The following is a 16,308-nucleotide window of genomic DNA, read 5'->3' as shown; positions in this document are numbered from 1 at the left end:
CTCTCTCTTGACCTTCGGCCCGCCTGCGGACACATCGCAGGCATGAGCACGAAACCAGTCCATGTCATCGGCGGCGGCCTCGCCGGTTCTGAAGCCACCTGGCAGATCGCGGAAGCCGGCGTACCGGTCGTCCTGCACGAGATGCGCCCCGTTCGCGGTACCGACGCGCACAAGACCGAGGGGCTGGCGGAGCTCGTCTGCTCCAACTCCTTCCGCTCGGACGATTCCTCGTCCAACGCCGTCGGCCAACTCCATTGGGAGATGCGCCGGCTCAGCTCGCTGATCATGGCCAAGGGCGATGCCCATCAGGTCCCGGCCGGCGGGGCGCTCGCAGTCGATCGCGACGGTTTCTCGCAGGCGGTCACGGCCGCATTGGAAGCCCACCCGCTTGTCACCATCGAACGCGGCGAGATCGCCGGCCTGCCTCCGGCCGACTGGGACAATGTCATCATCGCGACCGGCCCACTCACCTCCCCGGCGCTCGCCGAGGGCATCAAGTCCCTAACCGGCGAGACGGAACTCGCCTTCTTCGACGCCATCGCCCCGATCGTCCATTTCGACTCGATCGACATGGACCAGGCCTGGTTCCAGTCGCGTTACGACAAGGCCGGGCCCGGCGGCACCGGCGCCGACTACATCAACTGCCCGCTCGATCGCGACCAATACGAGGCCTTCATCGATGCCCTGCTGGCGGCTGAGAAGACCGAGTTCAAGGAGTGGGAGGGCACGCCCTATTTCGATGGCTGCCTGCCGATCGAGGTCATGGCCGAGCGCGGGCGCGAGACGCTGCGCTGGGGGCCCATGAAACCGGTCGGCCTGACCAACAAGCACAACCCGACGGTGAAGGCCTATGCGGTCGTGCAGTTGCGTCAGGACAATGCCCTCGGCACACTGTTCAACATGACCGGCTTCCAGACCAAGCTGAAATATGGCGAACAGGCCGCGATCTTCCGGATGATCCCCGGCCTGCAGAATGCCGAGTTTGCCCGCCTAGGCGGCATCCACCGCAACACCTATCTCAACTCGCCGAAACTGCTTTCTCCGTCCCTGCAGTTGAAAGCCGATACGCGCCTGCGCTTCGCCGGACAGATCACCGGCTGCGAGGGCTATGTCGAGAGTGCCGCCATTGGCCTGCTGACGGGCCGCATGGCCGCAGCCGAACGGCTCGGACGCCCGCTCGAACTCCCCCCCGCGACGACGGCGCTTGGCGCACTGGTCAACCACATCACCGGCGGGCATATCGTCACCATCGACGAGGGGCCGCGCTCCTTCCAGCCGATGAACATCAATTTCGGCCTGTTCCCGCATATCGAGGACGCACCCAAGACGGGGCCGGATGGCAAGCGCCTGAAGGGCCCTGCCAAGAGCGTCGCCCGCAAGCAGGCGCTGACAGCACGGGCGAAGGAGCATCTCGACATTTGGGCCAGCGCCGTTACGGCGCAGGCGGCAGAGTAGAGAGCCTTTGGCGTAGGGCAATCCATCCTGCCCTCTTCTTCCAGGAGAGGGTTTTCCACGCCCCGCTCGCCCTCCTGCGAATTAAAGCATCGGCCCGAAAAGTGGATTGCGGTTTTCGGGAAAGCCGATGCAAACACAAAAAGGTTAGATCATCGGACCGGATGCGATATCCGATCCGATGATCTAACCCCGCATCGCCTTCCGGGCCGCGCGCCAGAGAATCCATTGCCGCTGCCAGGCCGGCAGCGTGATGATGCTCCGGAACGGGTCATAACCGTTGCGCTCCATCTTCTTCAGATAGGACTCGACCAGTGCGACCGGCAGGAAGGCCGGTACGAGCGTAGGCGGAATCGTCTCGCGCAGCTCCTGCAGCTTGGCGAGGTGCTTGCGCGCGATCGCCCGCAGTTCCTTCAGGCTGTAGAGCACGCCGGGCCCGCCACGCCCCCGCACGATGTCGTCGCGAATGACGCCGTTGCGGGCGAGGATCTCCGCCGGCAGATAGACCTGGCCAGCCGCCGCATGCCAGGGAAAAGCGCGCAGCAGTCCGGTCAGGGCATAGGCGACGCCGGCATGGCCGCAAGCCGCGGCGCCACCCGGATCACGTCCCTCGGCCAGGATGATCGACGCAAGCCGGAAGAGCGCACTCGCCGTTTCGCCGGCATAGCCCTCGAGATCGCCGAGAGAGGGCATCGGGTCGTCATAGAGATCGAAGATGCGCGCCTCGATCAGCCCGGTCAGTGGCGCGATCGGCAGGCGGTAATGCAGGATGGTGTCGAGCAACGCGGCGGCAACAGGATGCGAATGCACCTCGCCCTTGGCGTCACCCTCCAGCAGGTCGCGCCACCACTGCAGCCTGACCTCGCCGGGAAGCGGCTCGCTCACCGCAGCGCGAACCCTGGCGATCTCGTGGCTGAAGGCGTAGAGCGCGAAAAGGCCGGGCCGCATAGCCTCGGGCGCGTAGAGACTGGCGATATAGCGATCGTGATCGGCCTGGCGAACCAGTGAGGCACAATGCGCATAGGCCTCCGGCAGGGCCTCGGGCAGCGTCTCGCGGCGATCGTCAGTTCTGGTCGTCATGCGGATCGTCCCGCCCAGGCGGTTGCCTCACAGGCACGGCCTTGGATCGAATGTCAGTCTAGGCCAGGCAACGCCGGGCTGGCTACGCCCCACGAGCATGATCCCCGCGCGCCCTGCTACTCAACCGCGATCAGCGCCGCCGCCACCCGCCGGTCCTCTCCGACGAGAACATTGTAGGTCCGCGCCGCGGCGCCCGTCGCCATGCCCTCGATGGTGATGCCGGCCTCGCGAAAACGCTCGCGCAAGGCCGCAGGCACGAAGACGATATCACGTCCGGTGCCGATCAGCAGGAAGTCGATCGTATCGGCTGCATCGAGCACAGGTTGGAGACTCTCGATCGTCACCTCCGCGAACGACGTGACCGGCCAGATATGGACGCCGCCCGGCAGGGCCAGGATCGAGCCGCGATGGCTCATATCGGCGAAGCGGAAGCCGCCTGCTCCAAAGGCATCGATCGGATGCCGTCCCGGAACGAAGCCTTCAAAGCGTGGCATGGTCAGGGCGCTCGCCCACTCAGCTCGCCTTCGGCTTGGCTACGGCCGCAACCTTCTCTTCGACATCCGCGTCAAGGCGCCCGGCGCGCACATCGAGATAGAGCAGCACGGGTGTCGAGACGAACATCGCCGAATAGGTGCAGACCACCACGCCGAAGAGCATGACGAGGGCAAAGCCTTCGATCGCCGTGCCACCGAAGAACACCAGCGCGACGAGCGAGAGGACGGTCGTCGTGGCGGTCATCGCGGTGCGGGACAGCGTCGAGTTGACCGAGAGGTCGAGCAGTTCCTCGACCGGCATGGTCTTGTAGCGGCGCAGCAGTTCGCGCGTGCGGTCGAACACCACGACCGTCTCGTTCAAGGAATAACCGACAATGGTCAGGATCGCCGCGATCGAGGTCAGGTTGAATTCGAGCTGCGTGATCAGGAAGAAGCCGACGGTCAGCACGATATCGTGCAGGGTACCGACGATCGCGCCGATCGCGAGCTGCATCTCGAAGCGGAACCAGAGATAGATCAGTACGCCGACAATCGCGAGCACGACACCGAGTGTCCCGGCCTGGACCAGTTCGCCGGAAACGCGCGGACCGACGGTCTCGACCCGGCGGAAGTCATGCGTCCCTGCGAAAGCTTCACGCGCCTTCGCGACCACCGCCTGCTGGGCCGTCTCGCCCCCTGGCTGCAGGGCAAAGCGCATCGAGATATCGCCCGCCGTGCCGAATTCCTGGACCTCGACCTCGCCGAAGCCGAACCCGTTGGCCGTGTGACGGATCGAGGCGATCTCGGCCTTGCCGGCCTTGGCCTGCATCTCGATCAGCGTACCGCCGCGGAAGTCGATGCCGAAATTCAGCCCTACCGTCAGGAAGAGCGCCAGGACGAGGATCGAATAGGCCGCCGAGAACGGATAGCTGAAGCGTCGGAAGCGGACGATCTTGAAACGGGTATTGTCGGGAACGATGCGAAGCAGACGCATGCGCGTATCTCCTGTCGGGTCGGCAGCGTCAGAACGGAAGGGCCTTGGGCCGAGCCCAGCGGTACCACAGCGCGATCAGCATCCTCGTCAACGTCACGGCCGTGATCACGGTCGTCAGAATGCCCAGGATGAAGACCACGGCGAAGCCGCGCACCGGCCCCGAACCCAGCGAGAACAACGCAACCGCTGCGATCAGCATGGTGACGTTCGAGTCGATGATCGTCGCAAAGGCCCGTTGGAACCCGGCCTCCAGCGCCGAGACCAACGAGCGGCCCATATGCGATTCCTCGCGCATGCGCTCATAGATCAGCACGTTGGAATCGACCGCCGTGCCAATGGTGAGCACGATGCCGGCGATGCCCGGCAAGGTCATGGTAGCGCCGAGCAACGACATCAGTCCGAAGATCAAGCAGACATGGACGAGCAGCGCCACGCTCGCGATGACGCCGAAGATCCCATAGGTCAGGACCATGTAGAGGATCACGAGGGCGGTCGCGATCAGCGTCGCCATCTTGCCCGCCTGGATCGAGTCCTGGCCAAGGCCCGGGCCGACGGTGCGCTCCTCGACGATCGTCATCTTGGCTGGCAGGGCGCCGGCGCGCAGCAGGATCGCCAGGTTGTTCACGGACTCAACCGTGAAATTCCCCGAGATCTGGCCTGAACCGCCGGTAATCGGCGACTGGATGACCGGGGCCGAGATCACCTTGTTGTCGAGCACGATTGCCAGCGCCCGCCCGAGATTCTCGGTCGTCGCCTGGCCAAAGCGCTGGGCGCCACGGATATTGAAGCGGAAATTGACGATCGGCTGGCTGGTGCGCTGGTCGAAAGCCGGCTGCGCGTCGATCAGGTCCTCGCCTTCGACGATGACCTGACGGCTGACCGGCACGAGCTGACCGCCGGCATCCTGCGACGGCAGCATATCGACGTCGCCGCTGTTCTGGTCAGCGACCATCCGGAACTGCAGCTTGGCGGTGTCGCCAAGGATCTGCTTCAGCCGTTGCGGGTCCTGCAGACCCGGCACCTGGACCAGAATGCGATCAAGTCCCTGACGCTGGATGTTCGGTTCGGTGGTGCCGAGCGCGTCGACGCGGCGGCGCAGGACTTCCATGGCCTGCTCGACGGCACGGCGTACGCGCTCGTTGGCGCCAGCCTCGGTCAGTTGGAGCTGGACGAGACCGTCAGGCTGCTCGGAGACCTCGATCGACTGGTTCCCCGAAGGACCGAACGCGCCGAGCGTTCCGACCGGCTGCGCCAGTTCCCGAAGCTTCGGCATCAGCCTGGCACGGTCGCTCGCCTCCGGGACACGCACCTGCACGCCGCGCGCGGTCAGTCCGATACCGCCCTGAAAGCCGACACGCTCTTCGCGCAGGATGCGTCGCATATCGTCGCGAAGCTGCGTCACCTGTGTCTTGATCAGGTCGGCTCTGTCGATCTCGAGCAGAACATGCGAGCCGCCCTGCAGATCGAGGCCAAGCGTCACGGCGTGAATCGGCAACATGAAGCGCGGGATCCAGGACGGAGCGCCCTGCTCGATCGCTTTGCGCGTCTCCGGCGAGAACAGATTTGGCAGGGCGAGCCCGCAACCGAAGATCAGCACGAGCAGGACGAGGATGACCTTGCGGGCCTGGAGACGAAGCATCTGCGTGAACAGCCTTGTTGTCGCGCGCCGACCCGTCAGGGCCGGGGCGCCATTCAGCTCTTGACCGGCTCGCTCTTGGAGCGGACGTCCTGGATCATGCCCTTGACCAGCCGGACGCGGACGCCATCGGCAATCTCGGCCTCGATCTCGCTGTCGTCGATCACCTTCGACACCTTGGCCACGATCCCGCCCGAGGTCACGACGGTATCACCCCGCCGAACGTTCTTGATCATTTCCTGATGCGACTTCACCCGCTTCTGCTGCGGACGGATGATCAGAAACCACATGATCACGAAGATCAGCACGAACGGAACGAAGCTCATCAGCATTTCGGGCGTTCCGCCACCGAGACCTTGGGCAAATGCAGGGGTAATCACAAACAAGCTCCTTCACAGCGGCGGCGCAGGCGCGCCTGCCGTGGATGCGGTTGCGGCTTCGTCAGGTCAAAAATCGCGCGGACTATAGCCAGAGACGCCGTTAAATCAATTGTTGGCGCGGCGAAGAACCGACCGCGTCGCTTCACCTATGAGCTTGCCGGCATGCGCGCAATGGCCTTGTCCGATTCAGCTTGGCATATTCCATAGAGTTCGTTCCGGAGAACGGCTGTCATGGCCCTCTGACAGGAATTCCCGAACACCGGGCCGCGCCTCCCTTGGGTCGCCTGGCCCGACGTCCCAGCTTGAACACCGCTCGCGCGATAGGCTTTGTCCCGATGACCACCGGCTCCCCCGATTTGAACCTCGAAACCCTCCTCCGCATCGCCTCGGCGCTGGAACGCATCGCACCGCCAGCGCGAAGGGCAGCGGACCTGACCGCTGCCGACGCTTTCGTCTGGCATCCGGCGGCGGCGGAACTGGCTCCCGTCGCGAAGGTCAATCGGGTCGAACTCTCGCTCCTGCGCGGCGTCGACCGGGTCCGCGACACGCTCGCCGAGAACACAGAGCGCTTCGCCCACGGCCTGCCGGCCAACAACGTGCTGCTCTGGGGCGCGCGCGGCATGGGCAAGTCGTCGCTGGTCAAATCGGTCCATGCCGACACCAACAAACGCCTCGCCGGCAAGGCCCTGCCCCTGAAGCTGATCGAAATCCACCGCGAGGACATCGAGAGCCTGCCGGCGCTGATGGCCATGCTGCGGCAGGACAAGCACCGGGCCATCGTCTTCTGCGACGACCTCTCCTTCGATGGGCAGGACACCTCCTACAAGTCGCTGAAGGCGGCTCTGGACGGCGGCGTCGAAGGGCGCCCCGACAATGTCGTGTTCTACGCCACCTCGAACCGTCGACACCTGCTGCCACGCGACATGATGGAGAACGAGCGCTCGACCGCGATCAACCCCGGCGAGGCCGTCGAGGAGAAGGTCTCGCTCTCGGACCGCTTCGGCCTCTGGCTCGGCTTCCATAAATGCAGCCAGGACGAGTACCTGGAGATGATCAACGGCTATGTCAGCCATTTCGGCCTGAAGATCGCGCCGGACGAACTTCGTCGCGAAGCGCTTGAGTGGGCAACCACGCGCGGATCGCGTTCGGGGCGCACGGCCTGGCAGTACATCCAGGACCTGGCGGGCCGGCTTGGACAGCGGCTCGACGGCTGAGACGCGCAAGAGCATCGCCTTGGGCGGCATGCCTGCCGCCCAAGGCGGATAAGCCCCTATTCTCTGAGGGATAGGCGGCGCTCCGGATTCAGTCTGGGAGCGTCGCCAGTCTCAGGCCCAGAGTTCGGCGACATGCTGGCGCGGGCTGAGGCACACATGAAAACGGCGGGACGGCCTTTCCTGGGACCGTCCCGCCTTGTTTCGATCAGCGGGGTCTCGCGGGAACTGATCGAAGGTGGATGTCTCTGCGTGTCCGGGCGAAGGTGAGAGCTCCGGCCCGGAGGGTGCGTCAGGTCAACTCTGGATCAGTTGTTCAGGTAGGGAACCGGATCGACCGGCGACGATCCCTTGCGCAGCTCGAAATGCAGCTGCGGCGAAGAGACGTTGCCGCTCTGGCCCGATTTGGCGACGACCTGGCCGCGCTTCACCGACTCGCCGCGCTTGACGTTCAGCTCGCCGTTATGGGCGTAAGCCGAGACGTAGCCGTTGGGATGACGGATGAGCACGAGATTGCCGTAGCCTTTGAGTTCGCTGCCGGCATAGGCGACGACGCCGCCTTCGGCCGCCTTGATCGGGGTTCCTTCCGGCACGGCGATGTTGATGCCCTCGTTCGAGCCCTTGCCGCCATAGCCGGCAATGACGCGGCCGCGAGCCGGCCAGCGGAAATCGGCCTTGGAGGCATCTTCCTCCTTGGGCAGGCTTGCGGTGGTCTTCGGATCGGGCGTCGGCTCGGGAGCCGACTTCGGCACGGCGCTGACCTTCTCCTCGGCCGGAGCGCTGGCAACCACGACCGGCTTGGTCTTCGTCGGAGTCGCAACAGGGGCAGGCGTCGGCGCCTTTGCCTCGACGACCGGCTTCGTCTTGGCCTTGGCTTCGGCCTTCACCTTGGCCTCGGCGGCGAACTTGGCGCGGGCGTCCCGCATGGCCTGGGCATCGGCCGCAGTCTTTGCCTTGGCCTCGGCCGCAGCTTGCGCCTTGGTTTCGGCAGCGGCCTGGGCCTTCGCCCTGGCATCGACCGGCGCCGCAGCGACACGCGCCGGCACCACAGGAGCACGTTGCGCCGCCGCTGGGGCGGGGCCAGCCACGAAACGCGGCGATTCGGTACGTGCATCGCTCTGCGGCGACGCCACCTGTGCCACCTGCTGCGGCGCCGCACCACCGCCGGCGTTGTAGACCGGGATCGTCAGCCGCGAGCCGGGAGCCACGTTCGCGCTCGAGAGCCCGTTCGCCGACATCAGCGCTGAACGCGGCACGCCATAGCGCGAGGAGAGGGTATCGAGCGTCTCGCCCTGGGCAACGACGATCGCTGTTCCGCCCTGGGCCGACCAGCCATTGGCGCTGCCGGCGACAGGCGCCGGAGCGACGCTACGCAGTGCAACGGCCGATTGCGGCGGCGGCAAGGGCTGGGCGCGGACCGCCCCGACGGACGGAGCCGGCGACGACATCGGCGCACTGGCACTGCGCCCGATCGAACCGGTCGTTGCCGGATCGCGCATGGCGGGAGCCTGCGCGGTCCTGAAAGGATTGCTGAAGGGAGCCTCGGTGAAGCGCATCGTGTCCGACGAACAGGCGCTGACACTCAAGGCGAGCGCGCAGACCGTCGACAGGCGAAGGGCAACGCTGGACTTGAATCCGACTTGGCTACGCATGGACAAGATACTCGCGAACAACGCAACTCGATGAAGGGGATTAAAGCCCCGTTCAGGTTACGAAAACGTTTCGCGCGTCCTTGGCCTCTTCATATTTTTCAACCGGGGCCGGCTTTCTTCAGCCGAGGTTCAGAGTGCCCGTGCCAAGCCCGGGATCAACGGCGGCAGGCGCAGGACCGGGCCAAGCGCATGATCATAGGCACTGTCGTCCGTCCGTGTGACCACCACCCGACGTGATACGCCTTCAACCCTGAGCGCCCCGACCAACCGCCCGCCAACCGAAAGCCGCGCCAGCAGGGCCTCGGGAACGGAATGGGTAACGCCATTGACCAGGATCCGGTCGAATCGGCCAAGCGTTCGGTCTGGCTGAAAGCCGTCGGCATGGCGCAGATCGACCATTTTTGCGTAGCCGCTGCCACCGATGCGCTCATGAGCAGCAAGCGCGAGCGTGCGGTAGCGCTCCAGCGAGACCACCTCTCCGCCCATGGCGGCAAGCAGCGCCGAGACATAGCCGGAGCCCGTGCCGACCTCGAGCACGCGGGCCGACGGCTCCATCTCCAGGGCACTGACAAGATTCGCCACAGTATGCGGGGCGGTCATCGTCTGCCCGCAGGCGAGCGGCACGGAAACGTCCTGGCGCGCGAGGTCGGCAAAGCGGGTCGGTGCGAATCGCTCGCGCGAGACCTTCTCCATCGCCCGGAGCACGGCGAGATCGCGCACGCCCCGCGCCCTCAGCGACAATAGGAAAGCGACGGTTCGCTCACCCTCGCTGCCAGGCGCCTCCTCGCCCTCGCTCATCGCCGCCCCCGTTATTCCCGTTCGGTATCAGGCAAAAACCTGCGCGAAGCGGGTCAGCGTCGGCTCATGCGTCAGGTCGAGTTCAAGCGGCGTGATCGAGATCTTCTGCTCGGACAGCGCCCTCAGATCGGTGCCGTTGGCCGGCTCCTTCCGGCTGCGCTGGAAGGCGATCCAGAAATAGGGATTGCCACGTCCGTCATGGCGGGGCTCCAGCCGCACCAGTTCCTGGTCACGCCGGCCCTGGACCGTCACCGCCACGCCCGCAACCTCGCTCGGCGCGACATTCGGGAAGTTGAGGTTGAACAGCACGCCCTCGGGAATCCCCTCCTCCAGCAGCCGGCGGATGATGCCGGGAGCATGGTGTTCGGCGCAGTCCCAATGGATCTGGTGCCGGCCTTCCGGACCATAAGCCTGGCTGACCGCGATCGATGGGATGCCGAGCAGCGTGCCTTCCATGGCCGCTGCGATTGTGCCGGAATAGGTCACGTCCTCCGCGACGTTCTGGCCGCGGTTGACGCCGGACAGCACGAGGTCGGGCCGCGCATCGAGCATGATCGAGCGTGCCGCCATGATCACGCAATCGGTCGGCGTGCCGGCGACGGCGTAACGCTTGTCCGAAATCTTGCGCTGGCGCAGCGGATTGCTGAGCGAGAGCGAATGCGCGACGCCCGATTGGTCCGTCTCGGGCGCCACGACCCAGACATCGTCCGACAGTTGCGCCGCGATGCGCTCCAGCACCGCAAGGCCTTCGGCATGGATGCCATCATCATTGGTGACGAGGATACGCATGGGGTCAGGCCACCTTCTCGATGCGGGTTACCCCGCGCATATAGGGAACCAGCACGTCGGGCACCGTGATCGAGCCGTCAGCGTTCTGGTAGTTTTCCATCACCGCGATCAGCGCGCGGCCGACCGCCGTGCCCGAGCCGTTGAGGGTGTGCATGAAGAACGGGCCCTTGCCGTCCCGAGTCTTGTAGCGCGCGTTCATGCGCCGGGCCTGGAAATCGCCGCAGACCGAGCAGGACGAGATCTCGCGATAGGTCTTCTGCCCCGGCAGCCAGACCTCGATGTCCCAGGTCTTCTGGCTGGCGAAGCCCATATCGCCAGTGCAGAGCGTCATCACCCGATAATGCAGGTCAAGTTTCTTCAGGATCGCCTCCGCCGAGGCGAGCATGCGCTCATGCTCCTCGCGCGACTTTTCCGGCAGCGTGATCGAGACCAGCTCGACCTTCTCGAACTGGTGCTGACGGAGCATGCCGCGCGTATCGCGCCCGGCCGAGCCGGCTTCGGCTCTGAAGCAGGGGGTCAGCGCGGAATAACGACGCGGCAACTCCTCTTCGGAGAGGATCGATTCGCGCACGAGATTGGTGAGGGGAACTTCGGCCGTGGGGATCAGCCAGTGATCCTCGCCCGCCCGGAACTGGTCGTCGCGGAATTTTGGCAGCTGCGCGGTTCCGAACATCGCCTCATCCCGCACCATTAGCGGCGGGTTGACCTCGGTATAGCCATGCTCCTCGGTATGGGTATCGAGCATGAACTGGCCGATCGCGCGGTTGAGCCGCGCCAGCCGCGTGTTCAGGACGACGAAGCGCGAGCCGGAAAGCTTGGCCGCCGTCTCGAAATCCATCTGGCCGAGCGCTTCGCCGAGCTCGAAATGCTCCTTTAGCTGGTTGAAGCCAAAGAGCCGTCCGCCGGATTTCTCGGGCGCCTCGCCATGGACATGCAGCACGACATTGCCATGCTCGTCCGCGCCCTCGGGCACATCGGCATTCGGCATATTGGGGATCGCCGCGAGCTGCTCGTTCAGCGCCTCGACGGCCGCCTTCTCCTCGGCTTCGAGCGCCGGCTGAGCGTCCTTCAGTGCCGCGACCTCGGCCTTCAGCTTATCGGCAAGCGCGATATCCTTCGCGCCCATCGCCTTGCCGATCTCCTTGGAGAGCGCATTGCGGCGTTCCTGCGTGGCCTGCGCCTTGGCGATGGCCGAGCGACGGGAATCGTCGAGCGCAAGCAGCGAGGACGAGAGCGGCGCAAGGCCCCGCCGCTTGAGCCCGGTATCGAACGCCTCGGCGTTCTCGCGAATCCATTTGATGTCGTACATCGCTGCTCAACCTATCGCGCATCCCAATCGATGCGCGCGAGCCGCGATCGGATCAGGCTCCGCCTGCTTCCTCGGCCGCTTTCGCAGCCTCCCGCTTCTTCTCGACATAGCGCACCGAGAACACCGAAAGCTCGTAGAGGAGCAGCATCGGCACGGCAAGCATGAGCTGGGAGATCACATCCGGCGGCGTCAGCACGGCAGCGACCACGAAGACGAAGACGATGGCGTAGCGCCGCTTGTCCCTGAGGAAGGCCGAATCGATGATTCCCGCCTGACCAAGCAATGTCAGGATCACCGGCAGCTGGAACGAGATGCCGAAGGCGAAGATCAGCGTCATGATCAGCGAGAGATATTCGCTGACCTTCGGCAGGAGCGCGATACCCGCTTGCCCGTCCGTCGCAGCCTGCTGCATGCCGATCGAGAACTTCATCAGCACCGGCATGGCGAAGAAGAACACCATGCAGGCGCCGGCGATGAAGAAAATCGGCGTCGCGGCGAGATAAGGCGCGAAGGCCTGGCGTTCGTTCTTGTAGAGGCCAGGCGCCACGAACTTGTAGACCTGTGTCGCGATCACCGGAAAGGCGAAGAATCCGGCGCCGAATGCCGCGATCTTGATCTGCGTGAACAGATATTCGAGCGGCGCGGTATAGATGAGTTGCACGTTCGCGCCGGGGCCTGCGGCCCAGACATAGGGCTGCACCAGCACGTTGTAGATCTGCGTCGCAAAGGCAAAGCAGATGAAGAACATGATCAGGAAGGCGATCAGCGACTTGATCAGCCGCGCCCTCAGCTCGATCAGATGGTCGATCAGCGGTGCGCGGGAGGCCTCGATATCGTCCTCGCCTTCCCTGGGGTTGGCGACGCTCATGCCGGGCTCCCTTCATCCGGCTCACTGACCTTGGCCTTCTTCGACGAAGCGCGCTTGCGCGGCGCCTTCGGCTTGACCTCGGGTTCAGGCTCCGGTTCCGCGATCGGCGCGGGCTCGATGACGATCTCGGGCAAGGGCTCCGGCCCCGGCAGGGCGGCGAGCGTAGCCTCCGCCTCCTTCAGCGCCGCGTCGTCACGGGCACCGGCGGCGGGCGTGCTGGAATCGTCCTTGATCGAATCGATCGGCTTGAAATCGGTGTTGAGCGCGCTCTGCACCGAACCGCCGACATCCTCGACCTGCTTCTTCAGATCGTCCAGTTCGGCTTCGCGCATGGCGTCGTTGAACTGGCTCTGAAATTCGCCGGCCATGCGGCGAACCTTGCCGATCGCCTGACCGGCGGTCCGCATGGCTTTCGGCAGGTCCTTGGGGCCGATCACGACGAGCGCAACCGCCCCGATCAGCATCAATTCGCTCCAGGCGATGTCGAACATCGACGGCTCGTCCTCTCAACCCCTCGCCGCTCGCTGGCGGCGCGGCGTCAGGCCTTGTGTTCGGCCTTCGCCGTGGCGGAATTGGCAGGCTGCGCGTGATCGATGATCTTCGGGTCAGCCGTGGTCGCAGCAGGCGGCGGCGTGGTCGGCTCGTCTTCGGCCATGCCCTTCTTGAACGACTTGATCCCCTTGGCAACGTCGCCCATCAGTTCGGAAACCTTGCCGCGCCCGAACAACAGCATCACGATGACGCCGACGACGATCCAGTGCCAGATACTGACGCCACCCATGGCAAACTCCTCCGAATACCGGTGCGGCGCAGGCTCCCACCTGCGCCAAGTGCTTGTGCCGGAACCTATGTGTCCCCCGAGGCGAACACAAGAACTTCGTCCGACTGAATATCGATACCGATGTCCTCGCCTTCCCGGATCGAGCCCGGCAGCGAGACCCGTCCGACTAGCGGCTTTTCAAGCCCGCCGACGGCGAGCAGCAAATGGTCGACCTCACCGAGAAAGCGCCGCATCACCACGCGCGCCGGCAGGCAGAACCCTTTTGGCACCAGCCTGATCGCATGCGGCCTGACGCAGACCACGGCCTCCTGCCCATCGGCAAGGCCCGGCGCTGCAAATCTCCCGACCGGCGTTTCCACCGCGCCGCGCTCGGCTATGCCGTTGATCTCGGTAAAATCGCAGAAAAATCGGGCCGCAAAGAGGCTGACAGGCTTTCGGTAGAGCTCTTCGCTGGTCCCGATCTGGACGATCCGCCCTGACCGCATCAGCACGATCCGATCGGCGATCCGCATCGCATCCTCAGGATCATGGGTGACGATGATCGAGGTTGCCCCGGTTTCCTGCAGCAATGCGGCGGTTTCGTCCCGCACCACATCGCGCAGGCGGCGATCGAGATTGGAGAAGGGCTCGTCCATCAGGAGCACCCCGGGGCGCGGCGCCACCGCTCGCGCCAGCGCCACGCGCTGTTGCTCGCCGCCCGAAAGCATATGTGGATAAGCCTCGGCCAGATCCGCCAGACCGACACGGGCAATGGCGCGCAGCGCGGTCGCTTGCGCCGAAGCATCGTCATAGCCACGCAGGCCGAAGCGGACGTTCTCCAGCACATTGAGGTGCGGGAACAGCGCATAATCCTGGAAGACCAGGCCCACGCCACGCTTCTCCGGCTCGATGAACGCATCAGGAGCCGAAACATCCTGACCTTCGAGCAGCACCTTGCCTGCACTGGGCCGCTCGACGCCGGCCGCCAGTCGAAGCAGCGTCGTCTTGCCGCAGCCCGACTGCCCGAGCAGGGCCACGATTTCACCGGGGGCGATCGCGAGCGTCACGTCCTCGAGCGCAGTCACCTCACCGAAGCGCTGGGTGACGCCTTCGAAGGCGAGCGACATCGGAATGGCTGCACCCGCTGTCCCGCGCCGGCCCCAGCTCAGCCACCGCGCCACGCCCTCGCTACGCGCCAAAGGATGCTCCATCGAAACCACCCATCATCCTGGGCAAAACACGGCTGAGAGCCAGGGTCCATGCCAAAACCTCGATCGTAAACGCTCGGGCATGGACCTCGTGGCTCCGTTCGGTCGCCCGGGACGATAATCGGGGAATGTCCCCGACTTCACTCGTCCGGGGTGTGGGGCGGGTCGCCGCCGTCGTCAAGCGGGGTGAAGAGATCGCCGAGCGGATCCTCGTCCTCCTGCAGATCGGGACCGTCATCGGGAATCGGCACGGTCAGATCCTTCGAGAGCCGCCCCTCGATGAAGCCCGAGCCCTTCAGCTCGTCGAGGCCAGGAAGGTCGTCGATGCGGTCGAGCCCGAAATGATCGAGGAAGCCCGGCGTGGTGCCATAGGTCACCGGCCGGCCAGGCGTCCGACGACGCCCGCGCAATCTGACCCACCCCGCTTCGAGCAGGATGTCGAGCGTGCCCTTGGCGGTGGCAACGCCCCGGATTTCCTCGATCTCGGCCCGCGTCACCGGTTGGTGATAGGCAATGATCGCCAGCACTTCGAGCGCCGCCCGCGACAATTTGCGCGGCGGCTCGGCCTCGGCCGCGAGCAGGTATCCGAGGTCCGGCGCGGTGCGGAACGCCCATTTGCCGGCGACCTGCCGCAGATTGACGCCACGCGTCGCGTAGATGTCCGTGAGCCGGGCAAGCAGTTGCCGTACCGCGACACCCGCCGGCACCGAATGGCTGAGTTCCTCTTCCGAGAGCGGCACGGCCGATGCGAAGAGCAGCGCCTCGACGATGCGCAGCGACTGGGCGAAGAGCTGAGCCTCGCCGCCCTCATCATCCTCGATCCGCTCAGGCGCCGCAGACATCGTCATCAGGCCATCATAACGGCAGGGTCGGGGGCCGCGCCGAGCGCCGGCGGATATAGAGCGGAGTGAAGGCACCATCCTGGCGCAGATCGAGAATTCCCTCGCGCACCATCTCCAGCATGGCAGACAGCGCAGAAGCACGAACCGTTGCGCGCATTTCGCCTTGCGGCAGGCCGTGGCTCGCCATGTAGCGCGTCAGGTAGGAGTCGATCGCTGTCCAGTCTGCCGCCTCGCCGACCAGTCGTTGCAACACCTCGCGCGCCTCGACCAGGGACCAGACCATGCGGTGCCCGACGGATATATGCATCTGCGCTCGTTTCTGGCGTTGCTGGCCATAGGCGGAAAGCAGATCGTAGAGTTCAGCCTCCCAGACCGGGCGCGCACCGGCGATGATCGCCTCCGGCGCACCACGGGCGAAGACGTCCTGCCCAAGCCTTTCCCGGGAGGCCAGCCGCCGCGCCGCCGCGCGGATCGCCTCCAGCCGGCGCAATCGCAGGGCCAGCGCCGTCGCCAGATCCGCCGCGCTCGGCTCCTCGCCCTTCGGTGGTTCGGGCAAGAGCAAGCGCGACTTCAGATAGGCGAGCCAGGCCGCCATCACCAGATAGTCGGCGGCAAGTTCAAGTCTGAGCGCCCTCGCCTGTTCGACGAAGGCAAGATACTGTTCGGCAAGCGCCAGGATCGAGATGCGATGCAGATCGACCTTCTGCCGTCGGGCAAGGTCGAGCAGCAGATCGAGCGGGCCTTCATAGCCGTCGACATCGACGAGCAGCGCCGGCTCGCCGTCAGTGCGCGCCGGTCTGGCCTCGTCGTCGAACGGCAGTTCGGCGTCCATTCCCGCCGCGTCCCCAAGCTGTCA

At 65.3% G+C, this 16,308-nt stretch carries 17 protein-coding genes; 2 read left to right on the top strand and 15 right to left on the bottom strand.

The genetic code is table 11. The features are described 5' to 3' along the window. Nucleotides 1-42 precede the first annotated feature (42 nt). Nucleotides 43-1,455: a methylenetetrahydrofolate--tRNA-(uracil(54)-C(5))-methyltransferase (FADH(2)-oxidizing) TrmFO gene (gene trmFO, locus FG93_RS06155; RefSeq protein ID WP_043232998.1), complete on the top strand. Its 1,413-nt coding sequence runs from the start codon at nucleotides 43-45 to the stop codon at nucleotides 1,453-1,455. A 183-nt stretch (nucleotides 1,456-1,638) separates the two neighbouring features. Here trmFO and FG93_RS06150 read toward each other — a convergent pair whose 3' ends face one another. The 5 genes from FG93_RS06150 to yajC form a co-directional block, all read right to left on the bottom strand. Next, nucleotides 1,639-2,532 carry a phytoene/squalene synthase family protein gene (locus tag FG93_RS06150; RefSeq protein ID WP_043232996.1) on the bottom strand — a complete coding sequence of 298 codons (894 nt, stop codon included), beginning with the start codon at nucleotides 2,530-2,532 and terminating at the stop codon, nucleotides 1,639-1,641. A gap of 116 nt (nucleotides 2,533-2,648) precedes the next feature. Continuing rightward, nucleotides 2,649-3,026: an Mth938-like domain-containing protein gene (locus FG93_RS06145; protein ID WP_043232995.1), complete on the bottom strand. Its 378-nt coding sequence runs from the start codon at nucleotides 3,024-3,026 to the stop codon at nucleotides 2,649-2,651. A 19-nt stretch (nucleotides 3,027-3,045) separates the two neighbouring features. Beyond that, complete coding sequence (gene secF, locus FG93_RS06140) at nucleotides 3,046-3,999, bottom strand: protein translocase subunit SecF (protein WP_043232994.1); 954 nt, start codon at nucleotides 3,997-3,999, stop codon at nucleotides 3,046-3,048. A gap of 28 nt (nucleotides 4,000-4,027) precedes the next feature. Continuing rightward, nucleotides 4,028-5,638 (bottom strand): protein translocase subunit SecD, encoded by a 1,611-nt coding sequence (gene secD / locus FG93_RS06135; protein WP_043232991.1) that lies wholly within the window; start codon nucleotides 5,636-5,638, stop codon nucleotides 4,028-4,030. A gap of 53 nt (nucleotides 5,639-5,691) precedes the next feature. Further along, nucleotides 5,692-5,967 (bottom strand): preprotein translocase subunit YajC, encoded by a 276-nt coding sequence (gene yajC, locus FG93_RS06130; protein ID WP_052513427.1) that lies wholly within the window; start codon nucleotides 5,965-5,967, stop codon nucleotides 5,692-5,694. Nucleotides 5,968-6,350: 383 nt separating this feature from the next. Here yajC and FG93_RS06125 point away from each other — a divergent pair, with 383 nt between their 5' ends. Next, nucleotides 6,351-7,229 carry an ATP-binding protein gene (locus FG93_RS06125; protein WP_043232989.1) on the top strand — a complete coding sequence of 293 codons (879 nt, stop codon included), beginning with the start codon at nucleotides 6,351-6,353 and terminating at the stop codon, nucleotides 7,227-7,229. 305 nt (nucleotides 7,230-7,534) lie between these two features. Here the strand turns inward: FG93_RS06125 and FG93_RS06120 are convergent, their stop codons facing one another. From FG93_RS06120 to FG93_RS06075, 10 genes are all read right to left on the bottom strand, one after another. After that, complete coding sequence (locus FG93_RS06120) at nucleotides 7,535-8,878, bottom strand: LysM peptidoglycan-binding domain-containing M23 family metallopeptidase (RefSeq protein ID WP_043232986.1); 1,344 nt, start codon at nucleotides 8,876-8,878, stop codon at nucleotides 7,535-7,537. A gap of 129 nt (nucleotides 8,879-9,007) precedes the next feature. Further along, nucleotides 9,008-9,676, bottom strand: coding sequence for a protein-L-isoaspartate O-methyltransferase (locus FG93_RS06115; protein WP_043232985.1), 669 nt, complete (start codon nucleotides 9,674-9,676; stop codon nucleotides 9,008-9,010). Between the two features lie 27 nt (nucleotides 9,677-9,703). Then, nucleotides 9,704-10,465 carry a 5'/3'-nucleotidase SurE gene (gene surE / locus FG93_RS06110; RefSeq protein ID WP_043232984.1) on the bottom strand — a complete coding sequence of 254 codons (762 nt, stop codon included), beginning with the start codon at nucleotides 10,463-10,465 and terminating at the stop codon, nucleotides 9,704-9,706. Between the two features lie 4 nt (nucleotides 10,466-10,469). Next, a complete protein-coding gene (gene serS / locus FG93_RS06105) occupies nucleotides 10,470-11,774 on the bottom strand; it encodes a serine--tRNA ligase (protein ID WP_043232982.1) in 1,305 nt (434 codons plus the stop codon). A 52-nt stretch (nucleotides 11,775-11,826) separates the two neighbouring features. Further along, nucleotides 11,827-12,642: a twin-arginine translocase subunit TatC gene (tatC, locus tag FG93_RS06100; RefSeq protein WP_043232981.1), complete on the bottom strand. Its 816-nt coding sequence runs from the start codon at nucleotides 12,640-12,642 to the stop codon at nucleotides 11,827-11,829. Next, nucleotides 12,639-13,133 (bottom strand): Sec-independent protein translocase protein TatB, encoded by a 495-nt coding sequence (gene tatB, locus FG93_RS33290; RefSeq protein ID WP_043232979.1) that lies wholly within the window; start codon nucleotides 13,131-13,133, stop codon nucleotides 12,639-12,641. Before tatB ends, tatC begins: the two co-directional genes overlap by 4 nt. A gap of 47 nt (nucleotides 13,134-13,180) precedes the next feature. Continuing rightward, nucleotides 13,181-13,423, bottom strand: coding sequence for a twin-arginine translocase TatA/TatE family subunit (locus tag FG93_RS06090; protein WP_043232977.1), 243 nt, complete (start codon nucleotides 13,421-13,423; stop codon nucleotides 13,181-13,183). A 65-nt stretch (nucleotides 13,424-13,488) separates the two neighbouring features. Further along, nucleotides 13,489-14,613: an ABC transporter ATP-binding protein gene (locus FG93_RS06085; protein WP_081881337.1), complete on the bottom strand. Its 1,125-nt coding sequence runs from the start codon at nucleotides 14,611-14,613 to the stop codon at nucleotides 13,489-13,491. A 137-nt stretch (nucleotides 14,614-14,750) separates the two neighbouring features. Beyond that, nucleotides 14,751-15,452 (bottom strand): SMC-Scp complex subunit ScpB, encoded by a 702-nt coding sequence (gene scpB, locus FG93_RS06080; RefSeq protein WP_043233053.1) that lies wholly within the window; start codon nucleotides 15,450-15,452, stop codon nucleotides 14,751-14,753. 13 nt (nucleotides 15,453-15,465) lie between these two features. Then, the gene (locus tag FG93_RS06075; protein WP_043232976.1) at nucleotides 15,466-16,284 is read right to left on the bottom strand and encodes a ScpA family protein; all 819 of its coding nucleotides are present in this window, start codon (nucleotides 16,282-16,284) and stop codon (nucleotides 15,466-15,468) included. Nucleotides 16,285-16,308 lie beyond the last annotated feature (24 nt).

The sequence above is a fragment of the Allobosea sp. LC85 genome, from assembly GCF_000735605.1.
Lineage (GTDB): Bacteria > Pseudomonadota > Alphaproteobacteria > Rhizobiales > Beijerinckiaceae > Allobosea.
Note: the sequence above shows the minus strand (reverse complement) of the source record. Positions and strands in the feature narration are given on the sequence as shown.

Bases quoted from the DNA above. Each gene is read 5' to 3' on its own strand.
- FG93_RS06120 (WP_043232986.1), bottom strand. From the start codon at position 8,878: ATGCGTAGCCAAGTCGGATTCAAGTCCAGCGTTGCCCTTCGCCTGTCG.
- FG93_RS06115 (WP_043232985.1), bottom strand. From the start codon at position 9,676: ATGAGCGAGGGCGAGGAGGCGCCTGGCAGCGAGGGTGAGCGAACCGTC.
- FG93_RS06075 (WP_043232976.1), bottom strand. From the start codon at position 16,284: ATGGACGCCGAACTGCCGTTCGACGACGAGGCCAGACCGGCGCGCACT.
- scpB (WP_043233053.1), bottom strand. From the start codon at position 15,452: ATGTCTGCGGCGCCTGAGCGGATCGAGGATGATGAGGGCGGCGAGGCT.
- FG93_RS06125 (WP_043232989.1), top strand. From the start codon at position 6,351: ATGACCACCGGCTCCCCCGATTTGAACCTCGAAACCCTCCTCCGCATC.
- FG93_RS06085 (WP_081881337.1), bottom strand. From the start codon at position 14,613: ATGGAGCATCCTTTGGCGCGTAGCGAGGGCGTGGCGCGGTGGCTGAGC.
- FG93_RS06150 (WP_043232996.1), bottom strand. From the start codon at position 2,532: ATGACGACCAGAACTGACGATCGCCGCGAGACGCTGCCCGAGGCCCTG.
- FG93_RS06090 (WP_043232977.1), bottom strand. From the start codon at position 13,423: ATGGGTGGCGTCAGTATCTGGCACTGGATCGTCGTCGGCGTCATCGTG.
- trmFO (WP_043232998.1), top strand. From the start codon at position 43: ATGAGCACGAAACCAGTCCATGTCATCGGCGGCGGCCTCGCCGGTTCT.
- tatC (WP_043232981.1), bottom strand. From the start codon at position 12,642: ATGAGCGTCGCCAACCCCAGGGAAGGCGAGGACGATATCGAGGCCTCC.
- secD (WP_043232991.1), bottom strand. From the start codon at position 5,638: ATGCTTCGTCTCCAGGCCCGCAAGGTCATCCTCGTCCTGCTCGTGCTG.
- surE (WP_043232984.1), bottom strand. From the start codon at position 10,465: ATGCGTATCCTCGTCACCAATGATGATGGCATCCATGCCGAAGGCCTT.
- FG93_RS06145 (WP_043232995.1), bottom strand. From the start codon at position 3,026: ATGCCACGCTTTGAAGGCTTCGTTCCGGGACGGCATCCGATCGATGCC.
- yajC (WP_052513427.1), bottom strand. From the start codon at position 5,967: ATGCTGATGAGCTTCGTTCCGTTCGTGCTGATCTTCGTGATCATGTGG.
- tatB (WP_043232979.1), bottom strand. From the start codon at position 13,133: ATGTTCGACATCGCCTGGAGCGAATTGATGCTGATCGGGGCGGTTGCG.
- serS (WP_043232982.1), bottom strand. From the start codon at position 11,774: ATGTACGACATCAAATGGATTCGCGAGAACGCCGAGGCGTTCGATACC.
- secF (WP_043232994.1), bottom strand. From the start codon at position 3,999: ATGCGTCTGCTTCGCATCGTTCCCGACAATACCCGTTTCAAGATCGTC.